This window comes from Streptomyces sp. V1I1 (assembly GCF_030817355.1).
Classification (GTDB): Bacteria; Actinomycetota; Actinomycetes; order Streptomycetales; family Streptomycetaceae; genus Streptomyces.
The window spans coordinates 5,594,590-5,616,831 of record NZ_JAUSZH010000001.1 but is presented as its reverse complement, the minus strand read 5'-3'; the positions used below and the strand labels follow the sequence as shown (position 1 = coordinate 5,616,831).

The window sequence follows — 22,242 nt, the reverse complement described above, 5'->3', positions numbered from 1 at the left end:
TCGCCGTCGGCGGATCCGAATCAGTCCTCGATTCGGTCCTCGGACGAGTCCTCGCGGCCGACGATGGTCCGCAGCCGCTCCTCGAAGGGCTTGAGCACAGCGTCGCGCTGGTACCTGTCCGCGTGCCTGCGCGCGATCTCGCGCTGCTCCGGCGTCAGATCACGCGCGGCCTTGCCCGCCGCGACCATCGAGGCCGCCAGCTCGTCCACGTCCAGGCTGTTGGCGTTGAACCACAGCGGATAGCCCTCGAGCACGTCCTGGGCGGCGATGCCCGGCGCGTGCACCGAGACGATCGGATGCCCGAAGGCCATGTACTCGAAGATCTTGCCCGAGGTCACGTACTTGCCGCCGCCGGCCAGGAAGACCAGCACGTCCGCGTCCTCGTAGACCTTGCCGACCTCGGTCTTGGAGACCGGCCCGCAGTAGCGCAGTCCGGTGTCCTCGGCGCCGTTCTCGGGAGCCTCGTCGTCCAGGCCGAGCTTCTTCTTCAGCGTCGCCGGGCTGTTCTTGAAGAAGCCCAGGTGGCCGTGGATCTGCAGCTCGGCGTCCGTCAGATCGGGATGACGGCGGGCGATCTTGAACGCCTCGGCCATCTCCTCGACGGGCTGCTTGACGGTGAGCGTGCCGAGGTACGCGAACCTCAGCGGCCGCTGTCCCTCGGCAGAAGGCTGCTCGAAGGCGGGCGCCTCGGTCTCGGCAGTCGCCTCGGTCTCGGCAGCGGCCTCGGTCCCGGCAGCCGCCGCGGGCTCCGGCTTCTCGGCCGGCTCGGGGGCCGCCGGAATGACGTCCGCGTCCCAGCCGTTCGGGACCACCATCATGCGGTCCGCGACCTCCGGGTACCGCTCCGCGTGCCAGCCCCGCAGCGCCTCGTTCACGAACACCGACGCGGCCGCCTTGTTCAGCATCCGCTTCTCCCAGGCCCAGGCGATATGCCCCTTGGGGAAGGCCGGCTCGTCGTGGAACAGGTCCAGCGTCCACGAGTCGCGGTAGTCCATGACGTACGGAACACCCGTCAGCCGGTTGAACAGCCAGGCCGCGCCGAAGGACGCGAACGGGTTGCCGGTGGCGACGACGACGTCGAAGCGCTTCTTGGAGTGCAGCTTCAGCGCGCGTACGACGGAGGCCCAGGCCCACGAGGAGTAGCGCTCCGGGAACAGCTTCGTCTGGCTGAACTGGTACACGCGCTTCGCCATCAGCGGGAAGCTGCGGCGCAGCCAGCTGAACTCACGCAGGTCCTGCTGCCAGGTGTACTGGTTGAGCGACGGCCGCTCGACCTTGATACGCGGGTCGACCGTCTCCGAGAGACCCTCGTCCACCGAGCCGATCCTCTTGTAGAGGAAGTCCAGCGGAGACGCGCAGACCGTGACGTCCCAGCCCTTCTCTACGAGGTGGTTGGCCGTCGCCCTGGCTCGGTACACGCCACTCGCCCGGGAGGGCGGGAAGTAGAACGCCAGATAGAGCACGCGTGGGCGCCGGTCGCTGCGGTTCTTCATGGATCTTCCTCGGTGTTGAGATCAGCGAGCGGCTGAGGTCTGCGGGGTCTGCGGGGACACGTCGGAGTCGATGCCGTAACAGACCTTGGGGACTGCCAGGCCGTCGGACTCCCACGCCTGAATCAGTTGTACGGCGCGGGGCACCGAAAGCGCATCGGCAACGACGAGCAGCTCCGGGCCCTTGCGCGGGCCGAAGTGGCGCCAGACCAGCCGGTCGGAGATCTTCGGCCACACCCGGCGGTGCAGCGGGACGAACACCCGCCGGTGGACACGGGCCGCCACTCGGCGCTCGTACGCCTTGAGGGCTCGCTTCGCCTTGCCGGCCAGCGGCCCGCGGCCGGCGACCCGTACGACGAGCCTCGGCACACGGTAGAGCACCAGGCGCTCCAGCCTCCGCGGCAGATGGCGGGCCTCGAGCTCGTCGGCCGTCACCAGCTCCACGCCGGGCTCGAAGCCCTGGTCGAGCCATGGCTTGCGCGCGCCGACCAGGACGACGGCGCGGCCGCCGCGCGCCACAACTTCCGCCGACTCTTCGACCACGGCCCGCTTGCGGGAGGCGCCGAGAGCCAGGAACAGGACCTGCATGTCACTCCATCACGGGGAGTCGGGGAACCAGAGACGGTAGTGCGCCTGGGCGACGGCCTCGTAGCCGTACTGCGCGGCCAGCTGCTCCTGGGCACGCTTCAGATCCAGACCGCCGCTGTCGAAGCGGTCGCGCAGGCGCCGGTAGCCGTCACTGATCGACTCGGCGTTCTCTTCCACATCAATGAGCTCGCCGGCCGCGTCCTCGATACCGGCCAGCGTCTTCTCGGGGCCACCGCAGCGGGTCACCAGCACCGGCATTCCGGCGGCGATGCCCTCCACGATGGTCATCCCGAAGGTCTCGTACCGGCTCGGGTGGACCAGCAGGTCGTGCTCGCGCATCAGGTCGAGCGCCTGCTCGTGCGGGATCGAACCGGGCAGGTCCACGGCGTCGCTCAGCCCGAGCTCGGCCACCCGCGCGGTCAGCGGCTTACGCAGCGGGCCCTCGCCGACCATCGTCAGCTTCAGCGTCGGATCCTGGGCGTGGCACTGGGCGAAGGCCTCGACCAGCCAGTTGACGCCCTTGAGCTCGACCATGCTGCCCAGGTACAGCCACTTGCGCAGCTCGGTGACCGGGGCAGGGCGGCTCACGTCGAAGGAGATCGGGTTGGGGATGCGAAGGATCTTGTGCGCGTGGTGCGGGAACTGCTTGCTCAGCACCTCGGTGACCTTGTCGCCGACGGCGAAGAAGCCGGTGACCCGGGCCAGCAGCTCGTCGTAGAGCTCGACGGCCTCGGGGTCCCTGGAAGACCCGCTCGAGGAACGAGGCGTGCTCGGTGACGAAGACCCTCGCGTCAGGACGGGCGTTCTGCACGGCCGCCCAGCCGCTCGGCAGGCCGACATGGGCGTGCACGACGGGGGCGTCGATGGGCTTGTTGCCGAGGGCCGCGCGCAGCTGCCGTTCATGGCTGCGGGACTGGGCGCCGTAGTCCTGACCGCGCGGGGTGGTGACCGGGAAGTGCACCAGATCGGCACCGCCGGCGGTGGGCACGCGGTGCGCGGCGCGGATCACCAGTTTGCCACCGGCCGCTTCCACCGCTTGAGTGGTGGCGGCGTCCATCGGCGCGACCCACGGGTCGCAGTGATAAACCACGAAGCTGTCACAGCCGGGGGCCGTCGCACCGACCATTGCCTGGACGAAAGATCCTCGGAAAGGCAGCTCACGTGTGGGGTACCACGGCGTGACTACGGCCGCATCCCTGGATGCTGCCTGATTCATGACCGACTTCCTCCCCGGAGCACACGTCGAGGCGTCACTTTATCATCGGACGGAATTCGGTCTTCGGCACCGCCGACGGCCCGTATCCCAAGGTATCGAGGAGCAGTTCACCGTGAAGGTCATCAGCGTCGTCGGCGCTCGCCCCCAATTGGTCAAACTCGCACCGATCGCCGCTGCGTTCGCGGAAACCGACCATCAGCACGTGATTGTTCACACAGGGCAGCACTACGACGCCGACCTGTCCGACGTCTTCTTTTCCGGCCTCGGCATTCCGGACCCCGATGTCCACCTCGGCATCGGCTCGGGCAGCCACGGCGCCCAGACCGGCGGTGTGCTCACGGCGATGGACCCGGTCCTCGACGCCGAGCAGCCCGACTGGGTGCTCGTGTACGGCGACACGAACTCGACGCTGGCCGGCGCGCTGTCCGCGGTGAAGATGCACCTGCCAGTGGCGCACCTGGAGGCCGGGCTGCGGTCCTTCAACCGCCGGATGCCCGAGGAGCACAACCGCATCCTCACCGACCACGCCGCCGACCTGCTGCTCGCGCCGACCGAGGAGGCCATGCGCCACCTGGCGGCCGAGGGGCTCAGCAAGCGCTCCGTGCTCGCCGGTGACGTCATGGTCGACGTGTGCCTGCGGATCAGGGACGCGGTGCTGGCCGGCGAGCACCCCAGTCCGGTGCTGCCCGAGGGCATCGACCCCCAGGCGCCGTACCTGCTCGCGACGCTGCACCGTCCGGACAACACCGACGACCCGAAGCGCCTGGCGGCGATCATCGACTCCCTCGCGAACCTGCCGGTGCCGGTGGCCCTGCTGGCGCACCCCCGCCTCGTCGTGCGCGCCGAGGAGCACGGCATCAAGCTGAACCAGGGCTCGCTGCACTCGGGCAGGCCCCTGCCGTACGCCGGTCTTGTCGCCGCTGTCCTCGGCTCGGCCGGTGTGGTCACGGACTCGGGCGGTCTGCAGAAGGAGGCGTTCCTGCTGGACCGCGTCTGCACCACGATCCGCCCGGAGACCGAGTGGGTCGAGACGCTGGAGGGCGGCTGGAACCAACTGGTCCCGAACCCGCACGAGCTGGACGCCACCGACTGGGCCAAGATCGCCACCCGTCCGGCCCCCACGGCCGAGCGCGGCCTTCCCTACGGCGACGGCAGGGCCGCCCACCGCGTGGTGCAGTTCCTGGAGCAGCACAAGCGCTAGCACGCACGGCAAAGGGCCCCGGACGCCTCACTGAGGCGGCCGGGGCCCTTTGTGCTGGCACATCAGCCATCAATTGAGCAACCCCCACGAAGAGCAACCACCTCCGCGAGAGCCGCGCCGGTTCAGGCGCAAAGGGGTACCTCAGCCGCCGATGACGACGCGGCGTACGCCTTCCCAGCGCTTCGGGTCGGTGGTGCGCCGCCCGTCGACCAGGACGCGGACGTCCGGCAGGTCGGAGGCCGCCAGCTCGCGGTACTCGGCGTGGTCGGCCTGCAGGATCGCGGCGGTGACGGTCTGGCCCTCGTGCGGGGTCAGACCGTGCGCGGTGAGCTCCTCGGCCGTGTACATCGGGTCCGACACGAAGGGGACGGCCCCGCGCGCCTTGAGCGCCTCGACGGTCGGGAAGACGCCGGAGAAGGCCGTCTCCTTCACGCCGCCGCGGTAGGCGGCGCCGAGCACCAGCACGCCCGCGCCGTCCAGGTCGCCGTAGGCGGCGGCCAGCAGGTCCACGGCGTACTCGGGCATGGCGGCGTTCGCCTCGCGCGCCGAGCGCACAACGGTGGCCTCCGGGTCGTTCCACAGGTACATCCGCGGGTAGATCGGGATGCAGTGGCCGCCGACCGCGATGCCGGGCTGGTGGATGTGGCTGTAGGGCTGGGAGTTGCAGGCCTCGATGACCTTCTTGACGTCGATGTCGTTCTTGTCGGCAAACCGGGCGAACTGGTTCGCCAGGCCGATGTTGACATCGCGGTATGTGGTCTCGGCGAGCTTCGCCAGCTCGGAGGCCTCGGCGGTGCCCAGGTCCCAGACTCCGTTCGGCTGTGCCAGGTCGGCACGCTCGTCGAAGTCCAGCACCTGCTCGTAGAACTCCACGCCGTGCTTCGTCGAGGCCTCGTCGATGCCGCCGACGAGCTTGGGGTAGCGGCGAAGGTCGGCGAAGACGCGGCCGGTGAGCACCCGCTCCGGCGAGAAGACCAGGTGGAAGTCCTCGCCCGCGGTGAGGCCGGAGCCCTGCTCCAGCATCGGGGCCCAGCGGGTGCGGGTGGTGCCGACCGGCAGGGTGGTCTCGTACGAGACGAGGGTGCCGGGCTTGAGACCCGCGGCGATCGCCTTGGTCGCGGAGTCCATCCAGCCGAAGTCCGGCACGCCGTCGGCGTCCACGAACAGCGGGACGACGACCACGACGGCGTCGGACTCGGCGACGGCGGCCGCGGTGTCGGTGGTCGCGGTCAGCAGCCCGGCGCCGACGGTCTCCTTGAGCAGACGGTCGAGGTCGTGCTCACCGGGGAAGGGCTCGGTGCCGGCGTTGACCAGCTCGACGACCTTCTCGTTGACGTCGGCGCCGATCACCCGGTGGCCCTTGGCGGCGAACTGCACGGCGAGCGGAAGCCCGATCTTGCCGAGCGCGACTACACAGATATTCATCGGGTTACTTTCCTCTTCAACCGGACCAGCAGGGGTCGCACGCGCGACCACCATCTATTCTCGGGCGGGAACAGCAGGCCGGTCAGGACGACCATCCGGCCCTTGGTGTTCACGCGCGCCGCCACTCGATACGGGGTGCCACTGCGCCAGCGCCGGGCAAGCGGCATCGGCTTGTCCGTGCCGCGCACCGGGATCTCGTACGTCCAGCCTGCGACATCCACATAGAGGCGCACGCCCAGCTGGGCCTGGCGGGACTCTATCGGGATGCGCGCACGGATCACCGTGCCCGCTGAATCGGCAGTGACTTCCTGGGTGAACTCGCCCACAGGGGCGGGGAGTTCATGACCGGCGGGCAGCCTGCGGGCGCCGGCCTTGTCCGCGCTCTTGGGCATCGAGCCCTGGACGAGGCGGATGACGGCCGACTCGGTGTCGCCGGTCAGCCCGGTGCGTACCGCGATGGCCAGGGACAGATTGTCGCCGCTTTGCTCCCACTCGGCCGAGACCAGCTCGGTCCCGGCCGACAGCCGGCCGGGCACCGATTCCCCGATCAGCTCGAAGGCCCGGTCGGGGATGTTCAGCGCGGGGTCCCTGAAGCCCGGGTAGCGGGCGAAGGCCCTGTCGTCCTCCAGGTGGAACGGCGGTGCGCCGTTCGCCTCCTCGTCCTCGATCGCCGCGACGAGCTCGTCCACCGCGACGCGCTGGGCCAGGGCGAGCCTGACCCGCCGCGTGACCGGCAGGGAATCGCGCAGTGGGTCCGTGAGGTACTCGTCGGCCAGATCGGCGATGCCGCCGCACACCTCGCGCCTGGTCTGCGGGTCGAGCACCAGGAAGTCGGCCTTGACGAGCTTGGAGAGCTCCCAGGTGAAGTGGCGCTCCAAGACGGTGTCGCGCTGCGGCCCGGCCTCGATGAGTCCGGCCGCGTGCTTCATGATCTTCTCGGTGCAGCGCAGCCGCGCCAGATGATCGGCGCGGTAGGTGATGTTGCTCGCGTCCCCGCGCTTCACCGCGTAGTAGTACGTGTAGTCCGCGAGCACCGAGATCTTCCGGGCCCGCACGCACGCCTCGATGGTGAACGGCTGGTCGCTGCCGACCGGCAGGTCCTCGGGGAAGCGCAGCTTGTACTGCTCCACCAGCTCGCGGCGGAACAGCTTGGTGTTGGCCAGCGTGAACGGCAGCGCCGAGTCGTACAGGCTGACGTCCGGGTTGCTCTTCTTGAAGAGCGCCTGGTGCACATAGCGGCCGTTGGTGCCGACCATCTTGCCGACCACGACGTCCGAGTCGTGCTTGTCGGCGCAGGCCACCATCCGCGCCAACGCCTCTTTGCCGAGGTGGTCGTCGGAGCCGATGAAATAGACGTAACGTCCGGTGGCCACGTCCAGCGCCCTGTTGCTGGGCGCGGCCGGGCCACCGGAGTTCGCCTGGTGGATCACTTTGACGGTGTCCGGGTACTTCTTGGCGAAGCGGTCGAGCTCCGCCCCGCTGTCGTCCGTGGAACCGTCGTCGACGGCCACGATCTCAAGCCTGTCCAGGCCAATGCTCTGCCCGACAAGGGAGTTAAGGCATTCCGTCAGATACGGCATCGTGTTGTACACGGCGACGACGACGGTGACATCAGGACTGGTCAAGGCTCCTCGCCCTACTGGGCCGCGGCGTGCGCGGAGAGATCGACTGTGGTACCGGTGGCGGCTGAGTGCAGCACGGCTGCTGCCACCTCTACCGTACGAAGGCCCTGGCGCAGCGTGCAGATGTCGTTGGACTTGCCAAGGACAGCGTCGCGGAAGAGCTCGTGCTCGACCAGCAGCGGCTCGCGCTTCGGGATGGCGTAACGAATCATGTCGCCCTCGGCGACACCGCGGAACGCCTGCAGTGCCTCCCACTCGGTGGCCTGGGCGGCGTTCGAATAGAAGGTCAGGTCGGCGGTGAGGGTGTCCGCGATGAAGCAGCCCTTCTCACCGGTGACCGAGGTGAACCGCTCCTTGAGCGGGCTCAGCCAGTTGACCAGGTGGTTGACCATCGTGCCGTCGGAGAGCTGGCCGACGGCGGAGACCATGTCCTCATGCGGGCGGCCCGACTTGGAGACCGTGCGCGCCGCGATCGAGGTGTACGTCTGTCCGGTCACCCACCCGGTGAGGTCGATGTCGTGGGTGGCGAGGTCCTTGACCACGCCGACATCGGCGATGCGGTGCGGGAAGGGGCCCTGGCGGCGGGTGACGACCTGGTAGACGTCGCCGAGCTCGCCGGCCTCCAGGCGCTGGCGCAGCGAGCGCAGCGCCGGGTTGCACCGCTCGATGTGGCCGACGCCGGCCACCAGGCCGCGCGACTCGAAGGCCTCGACGAGCCTGCTGGCGCCCTCCACGGTGTCCGCGACGGGCTTCTCGACCAGCGCGCCGACCCCGGCCTCGGCGAGCTTGAGGCCGACTTCCTCGTGCAGCGCGGTCGGGCAGGCCACGACGGCGTAGTCGACACCGAGCGAGATCAGCTCCTCGACGGTCGACAGCACGGGGACGCCCTGCGCCCAGCCGTTCTTGTCACCCATCGGGTCGACGACGGCGACGAGTTCGACGCCTTCCAGGCCGGCGAGTACGCGGGCGTGGTGGCGGCCCATCGAGCCGAGGCCGATCAGGCCGGCCCGCAGTCCCTGGGCGGTGGTCACAGGTTCTCTCCAAGCTCGTTCACGGCGGCGACGATGCGCTCGAGGTCCTCCGCGGACAGCGAAGGGTGCACCGGAAGCGAGACGACCTCGGCGGCCGCACGCTCGGTCTCGGGCAGGTCCCAGTTGCGGCCGGCCTTCTGGTCCGGCTCCCAGTACGGCTTCAGCCGGTGGATCGGGGTCGGGTAGTAGACGGCGTTGCCGACACCCGCCTCGGTGAGCTTCGCCATCGCGGCGTCGCGGTCCCCGCTGATCCGGACCGTGTACTGGTGGTAGATGTGGCGCGCACCCTCGGCGACCGTCGGGGTCTGCACGTTCGGCGCGGTGATGTGCTCGGTGAGGTACGCGGCGTTGGCGATGCGCTGCTCGGTCCAGCCGCCCAGCTTCGAGAGCTGTACGCGGCCGACGGCGGCGGCGACGTCCGTCATACGCATGTTGGCGCCGACGATCTCGTTGGCGTACCGCTGCTCCATGCCCTGGTTGCGCAGCAGGCGCAGGGTGCGGGCGATCTCGGCGTCACCCGTGGAGATCATGCCGCCCTCGAGGGAGTGCATGTTCTTGGTCGGGTAGAAGCTGAAGGTGCCGCCGGAGCCGAACGCGCCGACGGGGGTGCCGTTCAGCGCCGCCGCGTGCGCCTGACAGGCGTCCTCGACGACGGCCAGTTTGTGCTTGGCGGCGATGGGCATGATCTTGTCCATCGCGGCCGGGTGGCCGTACAGGTGCACCGGCATGATCGCGGCGGTGCGCGGCGTGATGGCGGCCTCGACAGCCGCCGGGTCCAGGCCGAAGGAGCCGGGCTCGATGTCGGCGAAGACGACATCGGCGCCGACCAGGCGGACCGCGTTCGCCGATGCGGCGAACGAGAATGAAGGAACGATTACTTCGTCACCCGGGCCGATGCCCAAAGCCAGCAGAAGGAGGTGCAGCGCGGAGGTACCCGAGTTGACGGCCACACAGTGGCGCCCCTCGACGAGCTCCGAGAAGCCCTCCTCGAACGCGGCGACCTCAGGGCCCTGTACGACCCTGCCGCTGCGCAATACGCGTACCGCGGCCTCGATTTCTTCCTCACCGATCACCGGGCGGGCAGCGGGGATGGGCTGCTGATTGCTGCTCGTCATGGACGTCCTCCTTGAACACCGCAAGAGCTCTTTGTGGCAGAGGTCAGGGGCGGAGCGGACGTCTCGCGAGGCCGCGCACACCCCTCCGGCGCAAGCCAACGCCCTACCGAGGATCTGGGACCGGTCTTGTCCCGAACCGGGCCGGTCACCCACCGTAGTCTCCGGAACGGGGCCTCACCCGGCAGCGACCGCCGTCACATTATCAGGGATTTCCTAGTCAATTTCGGGGCTGTTAACAGAGCACTGCATCAATTCGGAGACAAAGAGCGCGTCCCACCCCGCGACCGGCGAGGTGGGACACGTTCCGTTCACTGAGGGCTCATCAACTGTTCAGCTATCAGTGGCCGCCGTCACAGACGGCAGCGCCTGCTGCTCGGCCGCGGCGGTCTTCTTCGCACCGGCCTTCTTGGCGGTCGTCTTCTTCGCCGCGGTCTTCTTGGCCGCCGTCTTCTTGGTGGCTGCCTTCTTCGCGGTGGCCTTCTTCGCGGTCTTGCGAGCCGCCTTCTTGGCCGGGGCGGCCTCTTCGGCCGTCGCCGCCTCGGTCTCGGCTGCCGTGGTGCTGCTCACCACGACGACCGCGGCCTCCTCCGCGCCCGAGGGCGAGCCGGCGGGGGCGGTGACCTTGCGGGTCACTCGGCGGCGGGCACGCGGCGGGGCCGCGACGGGAACCTCCTCGGCGACGGGGGCCCCGGGAGCCTCGACGGACGTCTCAGCCTTGGCCTCGATGACGACCTCCGCCTCGGCGGCCTGCGCCTCGGCGGCCTTCGGCGCACCGGCCGGAGCGGTCGCCTTGCGGGTGGCCCGGCGGCGGCCGCGGCCCGTCGGGGCCGCCTCCTCCACGGGAGCCACGGGGGCCGCAGGGGCCTCCGGCTCGGCGACCGGAGCCTCGGTCTTGGCCTCGATGACCACCTCGGCCTCAGCGGCCTTCGGCGCACCCGCCGGAGCGGTCGCCTTACGGGTCGCCCGGCGGCGGCCACGGCCGCGCGAAGCGGCAGCCTCGGCCTCCGCGGCGCTGCTGTACAGCTCCTCGTCCGGTACGAAAGTGTCCGCCAGCGTCACCGGGGCAGCCACCTCGGCGGCGACCTCCGCCTCGGTCTCGGTCTCGGCCTCGGCCTCGGCAGCGATCTCGTGCTCGTGGACATGCTCCGCACCGCCGCGGCCGCGCTTCTTGGAGCGCTTGCCACCGCCACCGCCACCGGCGGCGGTCGGCTGCTCCATGTGCACGATCACGCCACGGCCGTTGCAGTGGACGCAGGTCTCGGAGAAGGACTCCAGCAGGCCCTGGCCCACCCGCTTACGGGTCATCTGGACCAGGCCCAGCGAGGTGACCTCGGCCACCTGGTGCTTCGTACGGTCCCGGCCCAGGCACTCGAGCAGGCGCCGCATGACCAGGTCGCGGTTGGACTCGAGCACCATGTCGATGAAGTCGACGACGACGATGCCGCCCAGGTCGCGCAGCCGCAGCTGGCGCACGATCTCCTCGGCCGCCTCCAGGTTGTTCCTGGTGACGGTCTCCTCGAGGTTGCCGCCCTGACCGGTGAACTTGCCGGTGTTGACGTCGACCACGACCATGGCCTCGGTCTTGTCGATCACCAGCGAACCGCCGCTCGGCAGCCAGACCTTGCGGTCCAGCGCCTTCATCAGCTGCTCGTCGATCCGGTTCGTCGCGAAGACGTCGGTCTCGCTCGTCCACCGCTGCAGACGGTCGACCAGGTCCGGCGCGACGTGCGAGACGTAGCCGTGGATGGTGTCCCAGGCCTCGTCGCCGCTGACGATGACCTTGGAGAAGTCCTCGTTGAAGATGTCGCGGACGACACGGACCGTCATGTCCGGCTCGCCGTAGAGCAGCGTCGGGGCGTTGCCGCTCTTGGACTTCTTCTGGATCTCCTCCCACTGCGCCTGCAGCCGCTCGACGTCACGGCGCAGCTCGTCCTCGCTCGCGCCCTCCGCGGCGGTACGGACGATGACGCCCGCGTCCTCGGGGACGATCTTCTTGAGGATGGTCTTCAGACGCGCGCGCTCGGTGTCGGGCAGCTTGCGGCTGATGCCGGTCATCGAGCCCTCGGGCACGTAGACCAGGTAGCGGCCGGGCAGCGAGACCTGGCTGGTCAGGCGGGCGCCCTTGTGGCCGATCGGGTCCTTGGTCACCTGGACGAGGACCGACTGGCCGGACTTGAGCGCGACCTCGATACGGCGCGGGCCGTTCGCCATGCCCAGCGCCTCGAAGTTGACCTCACCGGCGTACAGGACGGCGTTGCGTCCCTTGCCGATGTCGACGAACGCGGCCTCCATGGACGGCAGTACGTTCTGCACCTTGCCCAGGTAGACGTTGCCGACGTACGAGGTCGCCTGCTCCTTGTTGACGTAGTGCTCGACGAGCACGTTGTCCTCGAGGACGCCGATCTGGGTGCGCTCGCCGTTCTGCCGGACGACCATCACTCGCTCGACCGCCTCACGGCGGGCCAGGAACTCGGCCTCGGTGATGATCGGCACGCGGCGGCGGCCCTGCTCGCGGCCCTCGCGGCGGCGCTGCTTCTTCGCCTCCAGACGGGTCGAGCCCTTGATGGACTGCACCTCGTCGGACGGCTCGTCGCTCTTCTGGCGCGCGGGGCGGGGCTCGCGGACCTTGACCACCGTGCGCTCCGGGTCGGTCGTACCCGTCTCCTCCTCGGCGGCGGAGTCACCGCTGCGACGGCGACGGCGACGACGGCGACGGCTGCTGGAGGTACCGGCGGCGGAAGGGGTCTCGGTCTCGCCGTCCTCCTCGTCCTCCTCTTCCTGGATGTCCTCGGCGGCGGCCTCATCGGCCTGCTCCTCCGAGGTCTCGTCGGCGTCGGCGGGCTCGCCACGGCGACGGCGGCGGCCACCACGGCGGCGACGGCGCGAGGGGCGGTCCTCGAACTCGTCCGACTCCTCACCCTCGGCGGCCTGCTCCAGCTCGGTCTCGGTCTCCGCCTCGGGCTCGGCCTGCTGGGCGGCGTGCGCGGGGGTCTCGACGGGCTCGGCGGGCTCACCGCGGCGGCGACGACGGCGACGGCCGGCGGGCTCCGGGGCGGCGGTCTCGGCGACCGGCTCGACGACGTCCTCGTCCTCCTCCGGCTCGGTGTCCACGGCAGCGGCGGCGGCCGCGGCGGCCGTCTCCGGGGTCTGGAACATCGGCTCGGTGAAGACCGGGGCCTGGAAGACGGCCACGGCGGGCCGGGCGGCACGACGGCCGCGCGCGGGCGCCTCGGCCGCTTCACTCTTCTCGGCCTTCTCGGCCTTCTCGGCCTTCTCCGGGCGGGCGGTGAACTCGGGGGATGCGGCACGGCGGCGCGTACGGCCCCGGGTCGCCGCCTTCTCGGCGGCCGCGACCTCGGCCTCGTCGGAGGCGATCTGCGCGACCGCGTCGGCGGGCAGGCTCTCGCCCTCCTCGGTGGCGGCCTCGTCGCCGTTGGCCTCGGCGGCCTGCGGGGCGCCGACGGGCGCGGTGGCCTTGCGGCCGGCCCGACGACGGGTGCGGCCGGTCGGGGCGGCCTCCTCGGCGGCGGCCTCCGGCTCGGTGGCCTCGGCCGTCTCCACGGCCTGCGGCGCACCGGCGGGCGCGGACGCCCTGCGACGGGCACGGCCACGCGGCGCGGGGGCCTCGTCTGCGGCGGCAGGCTCTTCGGCGACGGCCTCGACGGCAGCGGGCTCGACGGCAGCGGGCTCGACGACCGGCTCGGGGGCGGTCACCTGGCGGGTGGCACGACGGCGCGTACGCGGCGCGGCCACCTCGGCCTCGGGCTCAGCAGGCTCAGCGGTCTCTGCGGCTTCCGCGGTCTCAACCGTCTCGGCGGGCGCGGTGACCTTACGGGTTGCACGGCGACGCGTACGCGGCGCTGCGGCCTCCTCCGCGGCGGCCTCCGGCTCGGCAGCCTCAGCGGCCTGCGGCGCACCGGCGGGCGCGGTCGCCTTACGAGTCGCACGGCGCCGCGTACGCGGCGCTGCGGCCTCCTCTGCGGGGGCCTCCGGCTCGGGCGCAGCGGCGACGGTCTCGGTGACGTCCGTGTCTTCCACGGCGTCCGTTGCTCCCGCGGCCGCCGTCGGCGGTCCCGCGGGGCGCGATGCGGCGCGGCGCCTGCGGCGCGGCGGCAGCGTATCGCTGGGTGAATTGTTCTCGGTCTCTCCGGCAGTGCCGGATTCGTTCGGCTCGAGCATGCGGGCGGTTCTCCCGTCACGCTCCCGGGCGCCACGCCTGATTCCGGTCCGGCCACGGCCCGCGTGATGTGCGCGGTGCCGCCGTCCGGGGCGCGGGCGCCGCACGGGAGCTGATGTATGGCTCGCCGGTTCCGTACGCGATGTACGTACGGCCTGGCGAAAGTCTTCTGTTCGGTGCGCGGCCCGACCCAGGTGGCTCCCGAGTACCAGGACTGCGCTACAACGACTGTCCTTACGCGGCGGGACCTTCCGATGCCGTCGCGACGGCGGCTCCGGCGGCCGTGGGTAGAGCGGCCGGAACTGCCTCGCGGTCGGGCGCGAGCGGGTCGGTCACCGTGCCGGACTCCTCGTCGAAGAGCCCCTGCGCCAGCCTGGTCACCGCTGCGGGGACCGGCGGCGCCAGGTCGGCCACAGCTCGGAGACCGGACAGGACGTCGTCGGGTCGCACGGCAGGTGTCACGTGCCGAACAACCAGCCGCAGTATCGCACAGGGGCCGTCCCCGGGCCTATTGATGAGCGCGGCGGTAGCCGCTCCAGTGGAGCCGACGCCTGCGTCGGACTGTGGATGGAGCGCCTGCAGGTCCGCCACGGCAGCACGGGCGTCGAAGGTCCGCATGCCGTTTTTCGTCTTCCGCTGGACCTCGACGGTCTCGGCGGCGAGAAAGACGGACACGGCCTTCGAGGCGTCCTCGACGTCGACCCCGTCGAGCCGCAGCTCCCACACGGATGCGGTGAGCCGGTCGGCGAGGCCTGACGTACGGGCCTCGACGGCGTCGGTGATGTCGAGCCCGCCCGGCAGCGACTCGTCGAGCAGCTCACGCAGCTCGTCGGGGTCGCGGTGCTCGGTGAGTGCGATCTCCAGATACTCGGCCTCGCTGCCCGTGCCGGTGGGTGCGGCATTGGCGTACGACACCTTCGGGTGCGGGGTGAAGCCCGCCGAGTACGCCATGGGCACCTCGGCACGCCGCAGCGCCCGCTCGAAGGCACGCTGGAAGTCACGGTGGCTGGTGAACCGGAGGCGGCCGCGCTTGGTGTAGCGCAGTCGAATGCGCTGCACTGCCGGTGCGGGCGGCGGGCCTTCGGGCTGTCGCTTGCCCAGTGGTTCTTCTCCTCGGTGCGGGGCGGGCGCGGGGCGCGCCACCCTCGGACGTGCGGGGTGTTCCCTGGGGGCCCGCCCGGCTCACCCCTGCTTTCGCAAGGAGATCTCGGGTGCGGCCACCACGCCGGGAACAGTCGTTGTACTACCCAGAGTACGCGCCTGAGGCACCAACGGTTCCCCGGCCTCGGGCACCCGGGGCCCGCCGACGAGCGCGCGCCAGGTATCCCGCCTGGCCTGCCGTACCGTCTCCCGGGCCGACTGGAGCGCGGCCCGGGCGGCCCGGCCCGCCTCGACGGCGGCCTTCTTGGCCGGACGCCAGATGCCGTCGCGCAGCGCGTGCCCGACGGGGGTGCAGACGTTCTGGTAGCACCAGCGCACCGGCCGTCCGACGAGGTTCCAGGCAAGCCACTTGATCCCCCGGCCGACGGCTCGCGAGATGTATCCGGCGATGCGCCAGGCGACGCCCACGGCGGCGGCGATCTCGCGGCCGATGGGCGCGAGGATGTGGCGGTAGACCCAGCCGACGGGCGTGACGAGCAGGACCACGACCAGCCAGACGACCGCCGTCCACACCCCGCGGCAGACGGCGGCGATGCCGTGCCCGATCGCGGTGAGCAGCCAGGCGAGCCCGTGGCCGAGCGGGGTGAGCAGCTGTCGGTATATCCACACCACCGGCACCACGAGCCCGTACATCACCACCGGCACCACCAAATACCGCCACAGCGCAACCCACGGCCAGACGAACAACGCCTTGCCGATGAAGACCCCAAGCCAGACAAGACCGTGCCCGACGGGGGTGAGCAGCCGGCGGTAGATCCAGCGCACGGGCGCGACCAGCAGATGCTCCACGAGCCAGGCGAGCCCGTGCCCCAACGGAGTCAGCAGCTGCCGGTATATCCACACCACCGGCACCACGAGCCCGTACATCACCACCGGCACCACCAAATACCGCCACAGCGCAACCCACGGCCAGACGAAGAACGCCTTGCCGATGAAGACCCCAAGCCACACAAGACCGTGCCCGAGCGGTGTCAGCACCGCCTCGTACACCCAGGCCATCGCCCTGCCCAGCGGCCGCAGCAGCATCCGCTCCACGGCCCGGCCGCAGACGACGAGGAGGTCCCAGACCATCCGTACGGGCACGACAACGAGCAGCACCACGATCCGCACCGGTATCCGGATGACCGTGGTGAGACAGCCCTCGCCGGGCTCGTAGTGCGCGGGTGCCTGATGATTCCCGTACGTCTGAGGCGACTTCTCGAACTCCATGTCAGACATGACGCGTCACAGGCCCGTCCGGATCCAGTACCTGCGGTTTCCGCCGCGCTCGTCCTCGAAGACGCCCCCGTTGTTCTCAATCACCTTGCGCGAGCCGGTGTTGGAGGTGTCGCAGGTGACCAGGACCCGGTCGAGGCCGAGTGCGGATGCATAGGGGAGGACATCGCGCAGCATCGCGGTGGCATGGCCGCGGCGGCGGGCGCTCGGCCGCACTCCGTAGCCGATGTGGCCGCCGAAGTCGCGCAGATGAGGAGTGAGCCGGTGCCGGATCTGGATGCGGCCGAGGTAGGTGTCGCCGTCGACATACCAGTACCAGGTGCCGGGCACGAAGCCCGCGGGCCGGCGGCCCTCCTCCAGTTCCTCCTGGCGGATCGCGGCGACGTACCGCGCGAAGCCCTCCGGCTCGTGCCAGCTGCCGCCGTGCTCGGCGAGTTCGCGGGCCAGCGTGTCACCGAAGTACTCGGCCTCGGCGACGGACTCTTCCACCGACTCGAGGAAGGAGAGACGGAAACGGACGTCCGGCACGATGAGCTGCGGCATCGGCCCATTGTGCCGGGGAGCGCGAACGCCCGGCGCCCTGGGTCACTTGAGGGCACGTCCGTAGGCAGAGACCGAACCGAACAGGACGGCGATTGCCCATCGCTACGCTTCCGTCGCGCCGGGCTGGGTGGTCGGGATCCGTTGGGTGAAGAACATCGCGAGGAGAGCGGTGAGAGCGAGGATGGCGAGTGCGGCGCGCAGGCCGTCGAGCCTCGCTGCCTCGTTCGCGTCGAGCGCGGCCTGAGTCACCTCCGTGCTCGTGCCCGCCTCGTCGAGGGCGTCCTTGAGCTGGGCATCCGACAGGAAGGGCACGCCGCTTTGGAGTTCGACGGTCGCCTGGCTCTTGACGTCGGCCGGGATCGCCTCATTCTGCTCGACGCTGGTAAGGAACGAAGCCGTCAGCGCGGCGATCAGGATCGACCCGGCGAGTGCCGTACCGATCGAGGCGCCGAGGTTGGTGACGGCGTTCTGGATGCCGCCGACCTCCGCGCTCTGCTTGTCCGGCACTGCGGACACAGTGACCGATCCGAGCTGAGACGCCAGCGCGCCCATGCCGAGCCCGATCAACAGGAGAGGGATGGTGACGATTTCCGCACCGGCGTCCGCGTCGAGCGCGGCCATCAGGACCACCGCACCCGCGAGCAACGCAAGGATCCCGAGCCGCACCACGCGCCGCGGCGAGACGTGCGGGAAGAGACGCGGGATCAGGATCGCGGCGGCCAGCAGTGTCAGCGAGAGCGGCAGGATGCGTGCGCCTGTCTTGAGCGCGGACAGGCCGAGGGCGACCGACAGGTAGAGCGGTACGACGAAAAACACGCCCATCTGTACGAGGTACTGGAAGAAAAACATCGTCAGGCCGCCGGTGAGCTGCTTGTTCCGCAGAAGCGCCGGGTCCACGAGGGGCTCCTTGCGCTGCTCCACCAGGCGCGCCTCCCAGCGCAGGAAGAGCCAGATCAGGAGCAGACCCGCCAGCATCAGCCACACGACCAGCGAGATCCCGAGCCAGGAGGGCGCGTCGGGCTTCGGCTGGAACCAGCCCCATTCGTCCGAGCGGAGTACGCCGTAGACGAAGCTCCCGAGCCCGAGAGCGGAGAGCGCGGCGCCGACGAGATCGAGGCGGTGGCGTTGGTCGGGTTGCGCGTCGGCGACGCGGCGGGCGAGCACCAGGATGGCGAGCACGATTACGACCTCACCGACGAAGACCCAGCGCCACGAGAAGTACGTCGTCGCGACACCCCCGATGATCGGCCCGACCGCGATCGCCACGGCTCCTGCGGCCGCGACGAGTCCGTAGGCGGCGGGGCGGCGTGCCACGGCGAAGTTGCCGGCGACGAGCGCCACGATCGCGGGCAGGATGAGCGCCGCCCCGACGCCTTCGAGGAACGACCAGCCGAACAGGAGCACAGGCAGGTTCGGGGCAAGCGCCGTCGTCAGGGATCCGCAGCCGTAGATGCCGCAGCCGATCATGAACGCACGCTTGCGGCCGATGATCGCGCCGACCTTGCCGCCAGGGATCATGAACATCGCCATCACGAGCGTGTAGGCCGTGATCGCCCCCTGGATGCCTGTCACCGTTGTGCCGACATCGTCGGCCACCGTCGCGATCGAAACGTTCATGACAGAGCTGTCGAGCGCCATCAGGAACTGCCCGGCCGCGAGTGTCAGCAGGACGAGTCCCCCCTTGGTCGAACCCTCCGTGCCCGCCTTGGATGTCATGGGGCGCATCGTCCCAGCGCCCCCGGCGGGCGGATCCTCGACCCGCCACGGAGATCAGCCGCTTGGCGGCGTCCTCCCGGCGAGGTAACGGGGCGGCCTCGGTACGCCCTTGGGCGCGAACACTGAGGGACGGTGCTCGGCCCTTGGCAGCCCGAGCCTCCGGCATTGGGACCGGACGCCGTTCAGGTCCCTCTAGTCCGCAGCGTTGACCACGCTGAGAGGCAGGAGCTTCTTGCCGGTCGGGCCGATTTGAATGGAGGTCTGCATCTGCGGGCAGACACCGCAGTCGAAGCACGGCGTCCAGCGGCAGTCCTCGACCTCGGTCTCGTCGAGCGCGTCCTGCCAGTCCTCCCAGAGCCAGTCCTTGTCGAGACCGGAGTCCAGGTGATCCCAGGGCAGGACCTCCTCGTACGTGCGCTCACGCGTCGTGTACCAGTCGACGTCCACGCCGAAGGCGGGCAGCGTCTTCTCGGCGCAGGCCATCCACCTGTCGTACGAGAAGTGCTCGCGCCAGCCGTCGAAGCGGCCGCCGTCCTCGTAGACCGCGCGGATGACCGAGCCGATGCGGCGGTCGCCGCGGGAGAGCAGGCCCTCGACGATGCCGGGCTTGCCGTCGTGGTAGCGGAAGCCGATCGAGCGGCCGTACTTCTTGTCTCCGCGGATCTTGTCGCGCAGCTTCTCCAGCCGCGCGTCCGTCTCCTCGGCGCTCAGCTGCGGGGCCCACTGGAACGGGGTGTGCGGCTTGGGCACGAAGCCGCCGATCGACACCGTGCAGCGGATGTCGTTCTGCCCCGAAACCTTGCGGCCCTCGGCGATGACGTTGACCGCCATGTCGCCGATCTGGAGAACGTCCTCGTCGGTCTCGGTGGGCAGACCGCACATGAAGTACAGCTTCACCTGACGCCAGCCGTTGCCGTACGCCGTCGAGACGGTACGGATCAGGTCCTCTTCCGAGACCATCTTGTTGATGACCTTGCGCATGCGCTCGGAGCCGCCCTCGGGGGCGAACGTCAGACCCGAGCGGCGGCCGTTGCGGGTCAGCTCATTGGCCAGGTCGACGTTGAACGCGTCCACGCGGGTCGACGGCAGGGACAGACCGATCTTGTCTTCCTCGTACCGGTCGGCCAGGCCCTTCGCGATGTCGCCGATCTCGCTGTGGTCCGCGGAGGACAGCGACAGCAGGCCGACCTCCTCGAAGCCGGTCGCCTTCAGGCCCTTTTCGACCATGTCGCCGATGCCGGTGATGCTTCGCTCCCGCACGGGGCGCGTGATCATGCCGGCCTGGCAGAAGCGGCAGCCGCGGGTGCAGCCGCGGAAGATCTCGACGGACATCCGCTCATGGACGGTCTCGGCGAGGGGGACCAGCGGCTGCTTCGGGTACGGCCACTCGTCGAGGTCCATGACGGTGTGCTTGGACACGCGCCACGGCACGCCGGACTTGTTCGGGACGACGCGGCCGATGCGGCCGTCGGGCAGGTACTCGACGTCGTAGAAGCCCGGGACGTAGACATTGCCGGTCTTCGCGAGGCGGAAGAGCACCTCTTCGCGGCCGCCCGGGCGGCCTTCGGCCTTCCAGGCGCGGATGATCTCGGTCATGTCGAGGACGGCCTGCTCGCCGTCGCCGATGACCGCGCAGTCGATGAAGTCCGCGATCGGCTCGGGGTTGAAGGCCGCGTGGCCGCCCGCCAGCACGATCGGGTCGTCCAGGCCGCGGTCCTTCGCCTCCAGCGGGATGCCCGCGAGGTCCAGGGCGGTGAGCATGTTCGTGTAGCCGAGCTCCGTGGAGAAGCTGAGACCGAACACGTCGAAGGCCTTCACCGGACGGTGTGAGTCCACGGTGAACTGCGGGACCTTGTGCTCCCGCATCAGCTCTTCGAGGTCCGGCCAGACGCTGTACGTACGCTCGGCGAGCACCCCCTCGCGCTCGTTCAGTACCTCGTAGAGGATCATGACGCCCTGGTTGGGCAGTCCGACCTCGTACGCGTCGGGGTACATGAGTGCCCAGCGAACGTCGCAGGCGCCCCAGTCCTTGACGGTGGAGTTGAGCTCTCCGCCGACGTACTGGATCGGCTTCTGGACGTGCGGGAGAAGCGCTTCCAGGCGTGGGAAGACCGACTCGACAGGCATCTTGGTGTCTCTCGTGAGCGGGCAAGGGTGACCATCAAGCGTACCTTGACGCTCAGCCGGTCAGATCCGCTCGCAGTTTGGGGGCGGACGCCTCCTTCCACACCCCCGGCAGCTCCGCCTCCCGCTGCGCGGCCTGTGCCTCCTCCCGCCCGTACAGCAGTCCCCAGGTGAAGGCGGACTCCCCCGCCGCATGCGCCTGGATCGCGAGGTTCCGCAGGACTTCGCGGGCCACGACGCTGTCCTGGTGGTCACCGAGCACCGACTGCACGGCCTTCATCCGCTTGGCGAACTTCTTGGCCGCCTTGCCGAGCGCGGGCGTCGCCGCCTCGCCCGCGTACCGGGCGCGCTTGGCGGCCTTGCGGGCGTCGTGCATGGCCAGGTCCCGCTCCTCACCGGGAGGCAGCTCCAGGGCATGGTCGACCCGGGCGGCCAGCCGGTCGTAGTCCTTCAGGACCGCCTTGGGGATCACCCTGGCGGCCGCGCCGCCCGCCGCCTTCAGCAGCGGCGGGTCGCTGAGCAGCGCGTCCAGCGACTCCAGGAGCGAGAGATAGCGCTTGGTGTCGAGCACGGCGACGGCCTTGCGGCGGGCGCCGGAGCCATGGGCCGCGGTCCAGATACGCAGCCGTCCGCGCACCGGGCCGAGCAGCAGGGTCCTGGGCACGGCGTCGATCCGCGACCGCAGCCGCTCGGCGAGCACCTCCTGGTCGCGTGCGACGCCCAGCTCGCCCGCGAGCCACTTGAGCTCGTCGCCGATCGGATCGGTGACGGTCCGGTCGATGACCTTCCGGTACGTCTTGAACGCGCTGCGCATCCGTCGCGTGGCGACCCGCATCTGGTGCACCGAGTCGGGCAGGTCACGGCGCACGCCGGGGTCGTACGCGAGCAGTGCGTCGGCCTGTTCCCGCAGGTAGGCGAGGATGTGTTCGCCGGCGGTCTGCGGGGGTTCCGAGGAGGGTGGTGCCGCCCGCTTGTCCCCCTTGGGGGCGGTCTCCGCCAGCGCCCTGGCCAGCTTCGACGGCGCCTTCGCCGGGCGCACGCCTGCCTTGCGAAGCTTCTTCTCGACCGCGTCGAGGATGGACGGATCCGCGTCGTCGGCGAGCTCGACCTCGATCTCGTCCCACTGCGCCGTGCGGCCGCCGTCGATGAGGCGTTCCGCGTGGACCGCGTCCCTGCTCAGCTCGGCCAGCAGCGCGCCGTCCGCGTCGACCAGGTGGCGGACGTCTCTGGAGGACCGCAGGCGTACCACGGGCGTGAGTTCGGCGTCCCGGGTGCGGGCGCGGACCAGGCCCTCAAGGCTGTGCGGGACCGTATCGGACGGGGGTGCGCTGATCTCGTCCCGTACGCCCGGGGCGACCGGGAGCTTGAGGTGCCAGCCCGCGTCCGTGCCGCCCGTCCTGCGGCGCAGGGTGATGGAGGCGGCGGCGAGGCGCAGGTCGGCGGTGTCGTAGTAGACGGCGTCGAGCTCGACGACGCCTTTGTCGTGGACGGCCGACACCCCTGCGACTCCGGTCAGGTCCGGCAGTCGGGTCTCGGGATTGGCTTCGTACTTCCGCTCGATCTCACGCTTCGTATCCGCCATGAACCGAATCTAGTTCCCGGAGGGCCTCCGTGGCAT

16 protein-coding genes are annotated in these 22,242 nt (G+C 70.2%); 1 reads left to right on the top strand and 15 read right to left on the bottom strand.

The features are described 5' to 3' along the window. Positions 1-20 precede the first annotated feature (20 nt). The 4 genes from QFZ67_RS26360 to QFZ67_RS26345 all read right to left on the bottom strand — a co-directional run bounded on the left by QFZ67_RS26360 (position 21) and on the right by QFZ67_RS26345 (position 3,508). Positions 21-1,493 carry a glycosyltransferase gene (locus tag QFZ67_RS26360; RefSeq protein ID WP_307663544.1) on the bottom strand — a complete coding sequence of 491 codons (1,473 nt, stop codon included), beginning with the start codon at positions 1,491-1,493 and terminating at the stop codon, positions 21-23. A gap of 21 nt (positions 1,494-1,514) precedes the next feature. Then, a complete protein-coding gene (locus QFZ67_RS26355) occupies positions 1,515-2,078 on the bottom strand; it encodes a hypothetical protein (protein ID WP_307663543.1) in 564 nt (187 codons plus the stop codon). Positions 2,079-2,087: 9 nt separating this feature from the next. Beyond that, on the bottom strand, positions 2,088-2,918 hold the full coding sequence (locus QFZ67_RS26350) for a glycosyltransferase family 4 protein (RefSeq protein WP_307663542.1): 831 nt from the start codon (positions 2,916-2,918) through the stop codon (positions 2,088-2,090). A gap of 410 nt (positions 2,919-3,328) precedes the next feature. Further along, the gene (locus QFZ67_RS26345; protein WP_307666131.1) at positions 3,329-3,508 is read right to left on the bottom strand and encodes a hypothetical protein; all 180 of its coding nucleotides are present in this window, start codon (positions 3,506-3,508) and stop codon (positions 3,329-3,331) included. Here QFZ67_RS26345 and wecB point away from each other — a divergent pair. Beyond that, positions 3,443-4,495, top strand: a complete 1,053-nt coding sequence (gene wecB / locus QFZ67_RS26340; RefSeq protein WP_307665973.1) for a non-hydrolyzing UDP-N-acetylglucosamine 2-epimerase — start codon at positions 3,443-3,445, stop codon at positions 4,493-4,495. The two genes, QFZ67_RS26345 and wecB, sit on opposite strands and share 66 nt — an antisense overlap. A gap of 141 nt (positions 4,496-4,636) precedes the next feature. Here wecB and QFZ67_RS26335 read toward each other — a convergent pair whose 3' ends face one another. The 11 genes from QFZ67_RS26335 to QFZ67_RS26285 all read right to left on the bottom strand — a co-directional run bounded on the left by QFZ67_RS26335 (position 4,637) and on the right by QFZ67_RS26285 (position 22,206). Continuing rightward, positions 4,637-5,920, bottom strand: coding sequence for a nucleotide sugar dehydrogenase (locus QFZ67_RS26335; protein WP_307663541.1), 1,284 nt, complete (start codon positions 5,918-5,920; stop codon positions 4,637-4,639). Then, positions 5,917-7,545: a glycosyltransferase gene (locus QFZ67_RS26330; RefSeq protein ID WP_307663540.1), complete on the bottom strand. Its 1,629-nt coding sequence runs from the start codon at positions 7,543-7,545 to the stop codon at positions 5,917-5,919. The genes QFZ67_RS26335 and QFZ67_RS26330 overlap by 4 nt, the downstream gene beginning before the upstream one ends. Before the next feature lie 11 nt (positions 7,546-7,556). Continuing rightward, a complete protein-coding gene (locus QFZ67_RS26325; protein ID WP_307663539.1) occupies positions 7,557-8,573 on the bottom strand; it encodes a Gfo/Idh/MocA family protein in 1,017 nt (338 codons plus the stop codon). Then, positions 8,570-9,688: a DegT/DnrJ/EryC1/StrS aminotransferase family protein gene (locus QFZ67_RS26320; protein WP_307663538.1), complete on the bottom strand. Its 1,119-nt coding sequence runs from the start codon at positions 9,686-9,688 to the stop codon at positions 8,570-8,572. Before QFZ67_RS26320 ends, QFZ67_RS26325 begins: the two co-directional genes overlap by 4 nt. Before the next feature lie 330 nt (positions 9,689-10,018). After that, positions 10,019-13,867 carry an Rne/Rng family ribonuclease gene (locus QFZ67_RS26315; RefSeq protein WP_307663537.1) on the bottom strand — a complete coding sequence of 1,283 codons (3,849 nt, stop codon included), beginning with the start codon at positions 13,865-13,867 and terminating at the stop codon, positions 10,019-10,021. Positions 13,868-14,099: 232 nt separating this feature from the next. Further along, complete coding sequence (locus QFZ67_RS26310) at positions 14,100-14,924, bottom strand: TIGR03936 family radical SAM-associated protein (RefSeq protein ID WP_307663536.1); 825 nt, start codon at positions 14,922-14,924, stop codon at positions 14,100-14,102. 123 nt (positions 14,925-15,047) lie between these two features. Further along, the gene (locus QFZ67_RS26305) at positions 15,048-16,235 is read right to left on the bottom strand and encodes a hypothetical protein (RefSeq protein WP_307663535.1); all 1,188 of its coding nucleotides are present in this window, start codon (positions 16,233-16,235) and stop codon (positions 15,048-15,050) included. Positions 16,236-16,250: 15 nt separating this feature from the next. Then, complete coding sequence (locus QFZ67_RS26300) at positions 16,251-16,784, bottom strand: GNAT family N-acetyltransferase (protein ID WP_307663534.1); 534 nt, start codon at positions 16,782-16,784, stop codon at positions 16,251-16,253. A 102-nt stretch (positions 16,785-16,886) separates the two neighbouring features. After that, positions 16,887-18,500, bottom strand: a complete 1,614-nt coding sequence (locus QFZ67_RS26295) for an MFS transporter (protein WP_307663533.1) — start codon at positions 18,498-18,500, stop codon at positions 16,887-16,889. Positions 18,501-18,692: 192 nt separating this feature from the next. Next, positions 18,693-20,627: a TIGR03960 family B12-binding radical SAM protein gene (locus tag QFZ67_RS26290; RefSeq protein ID WP_307663532.1), complete on the bottom strand. Its 1,935-nt coding sequence runs from the start codon at positions 20,625-20,627 to the stop codon at positions 18,693-18,695. 52 nt (positions 20,628-20,679) lie between these two features. Continuing rightward, positions 20,680-22,206, bottom strand: a complete 1,527-nt coding sequence (locus QFZ67_RS26285; protein ID WP_307663531.1) for a CYTH and CHAD domain-containing protein — start codon at positions 22,204-22,206, stop codon at positions 20,680-20,682. Positions 22,207-22,242 lie beyond the last annotated feature (36 nt).

What these genes read in the sequence shown, in the direction of transcription:
- QFZ67_RS26360 (WP_307663544.1), bottom strand. Translation starts at nt 1,493, where the DNA reads ATGAAGAACCGCAGCGACCGGCGCCCACGCGTGCTCTATCTGGCGTTC.
- QFZ67_RS26355 (WP_307663543.1), bottom strand. Translation starts at nt 2,078, where the DNA reads ATGCAGGTCCTGTTCCTGGCTCTCGGCGCCTCCCGCAAGCGGGCCGTG.
- QFZ67_RS26350 (WP_307663542.1), bottom strand. Translation starts at nt 2,918, where the DNA reads ATGTCGGCCTGCCGAGCGGCTGGGCGGCCGTGCAGAACGCCCGTCCTG.
- QFZ67_RS26335 (WP_307663541.1), bottom strand. Translation starts at nt 5,920, where the DNA reads ATGAATATCTGTGTAGTCGCGCTCGGCAAGATCGGGCTTCCGCTCGCC.
- QFZ67_RS26320 (WP_307663538.1), bottom strand. Translation starts at nt 9,688, where the DNA reads ATGACGAGCAGCAATCAGCAGCCCATCCCCGCTGCCCGCCCGGTGATC.
- QFZ67_RS26315 (WP_307663537.1), bottom strand. Translation starts at nt 13,867, where the DNA reads ATGCTCGAGCCGAACGAATCCGGCACTGCCGGAGAGACCGAGAACAAT.
- QFZ67_RS26305 (WP_307663535.1), bottom strand. Translation starts at nt 16,235, where the DNA reads ATGGAGTTCGAGAAGTCGCCTCAGACGTACGGGAATCATCAGGCACCC.
- QFZ67_RS26300 (WP_307663534.1), bottom strand. Translation starts at nt 16,784, where the DNA reads ATGCCGCAGCTCATCGTGCCGGACGTCCGTTTCCGTCTCTCCTTCCTC.
- QFZ67_RS26295 (WP_307663533.1), bottom strand. Translation starts at nt 18,500, where the DNA reads ATGACATCCAAGGCGGGCACGGAGGGTTCGACCAAGGGGGGACTCGTC.
- QFZ67_RS26290 (WP_307663532.1), bottom strand. Translation starts at nt 20,627, where the DNA reads ATGCCTGTCGAGTCGGTCTTCCCACGCCTGGAAGCGCTTCTCCCGCAC.
- QFZ67_RS26285 (WP_307663531.1), bottom strand. Translation starts at nt 22,206, where the DNA reads ATGGCGGATACGAAGCGTGAGATCGAGCGGAAGTACGAAGCCAATCCC.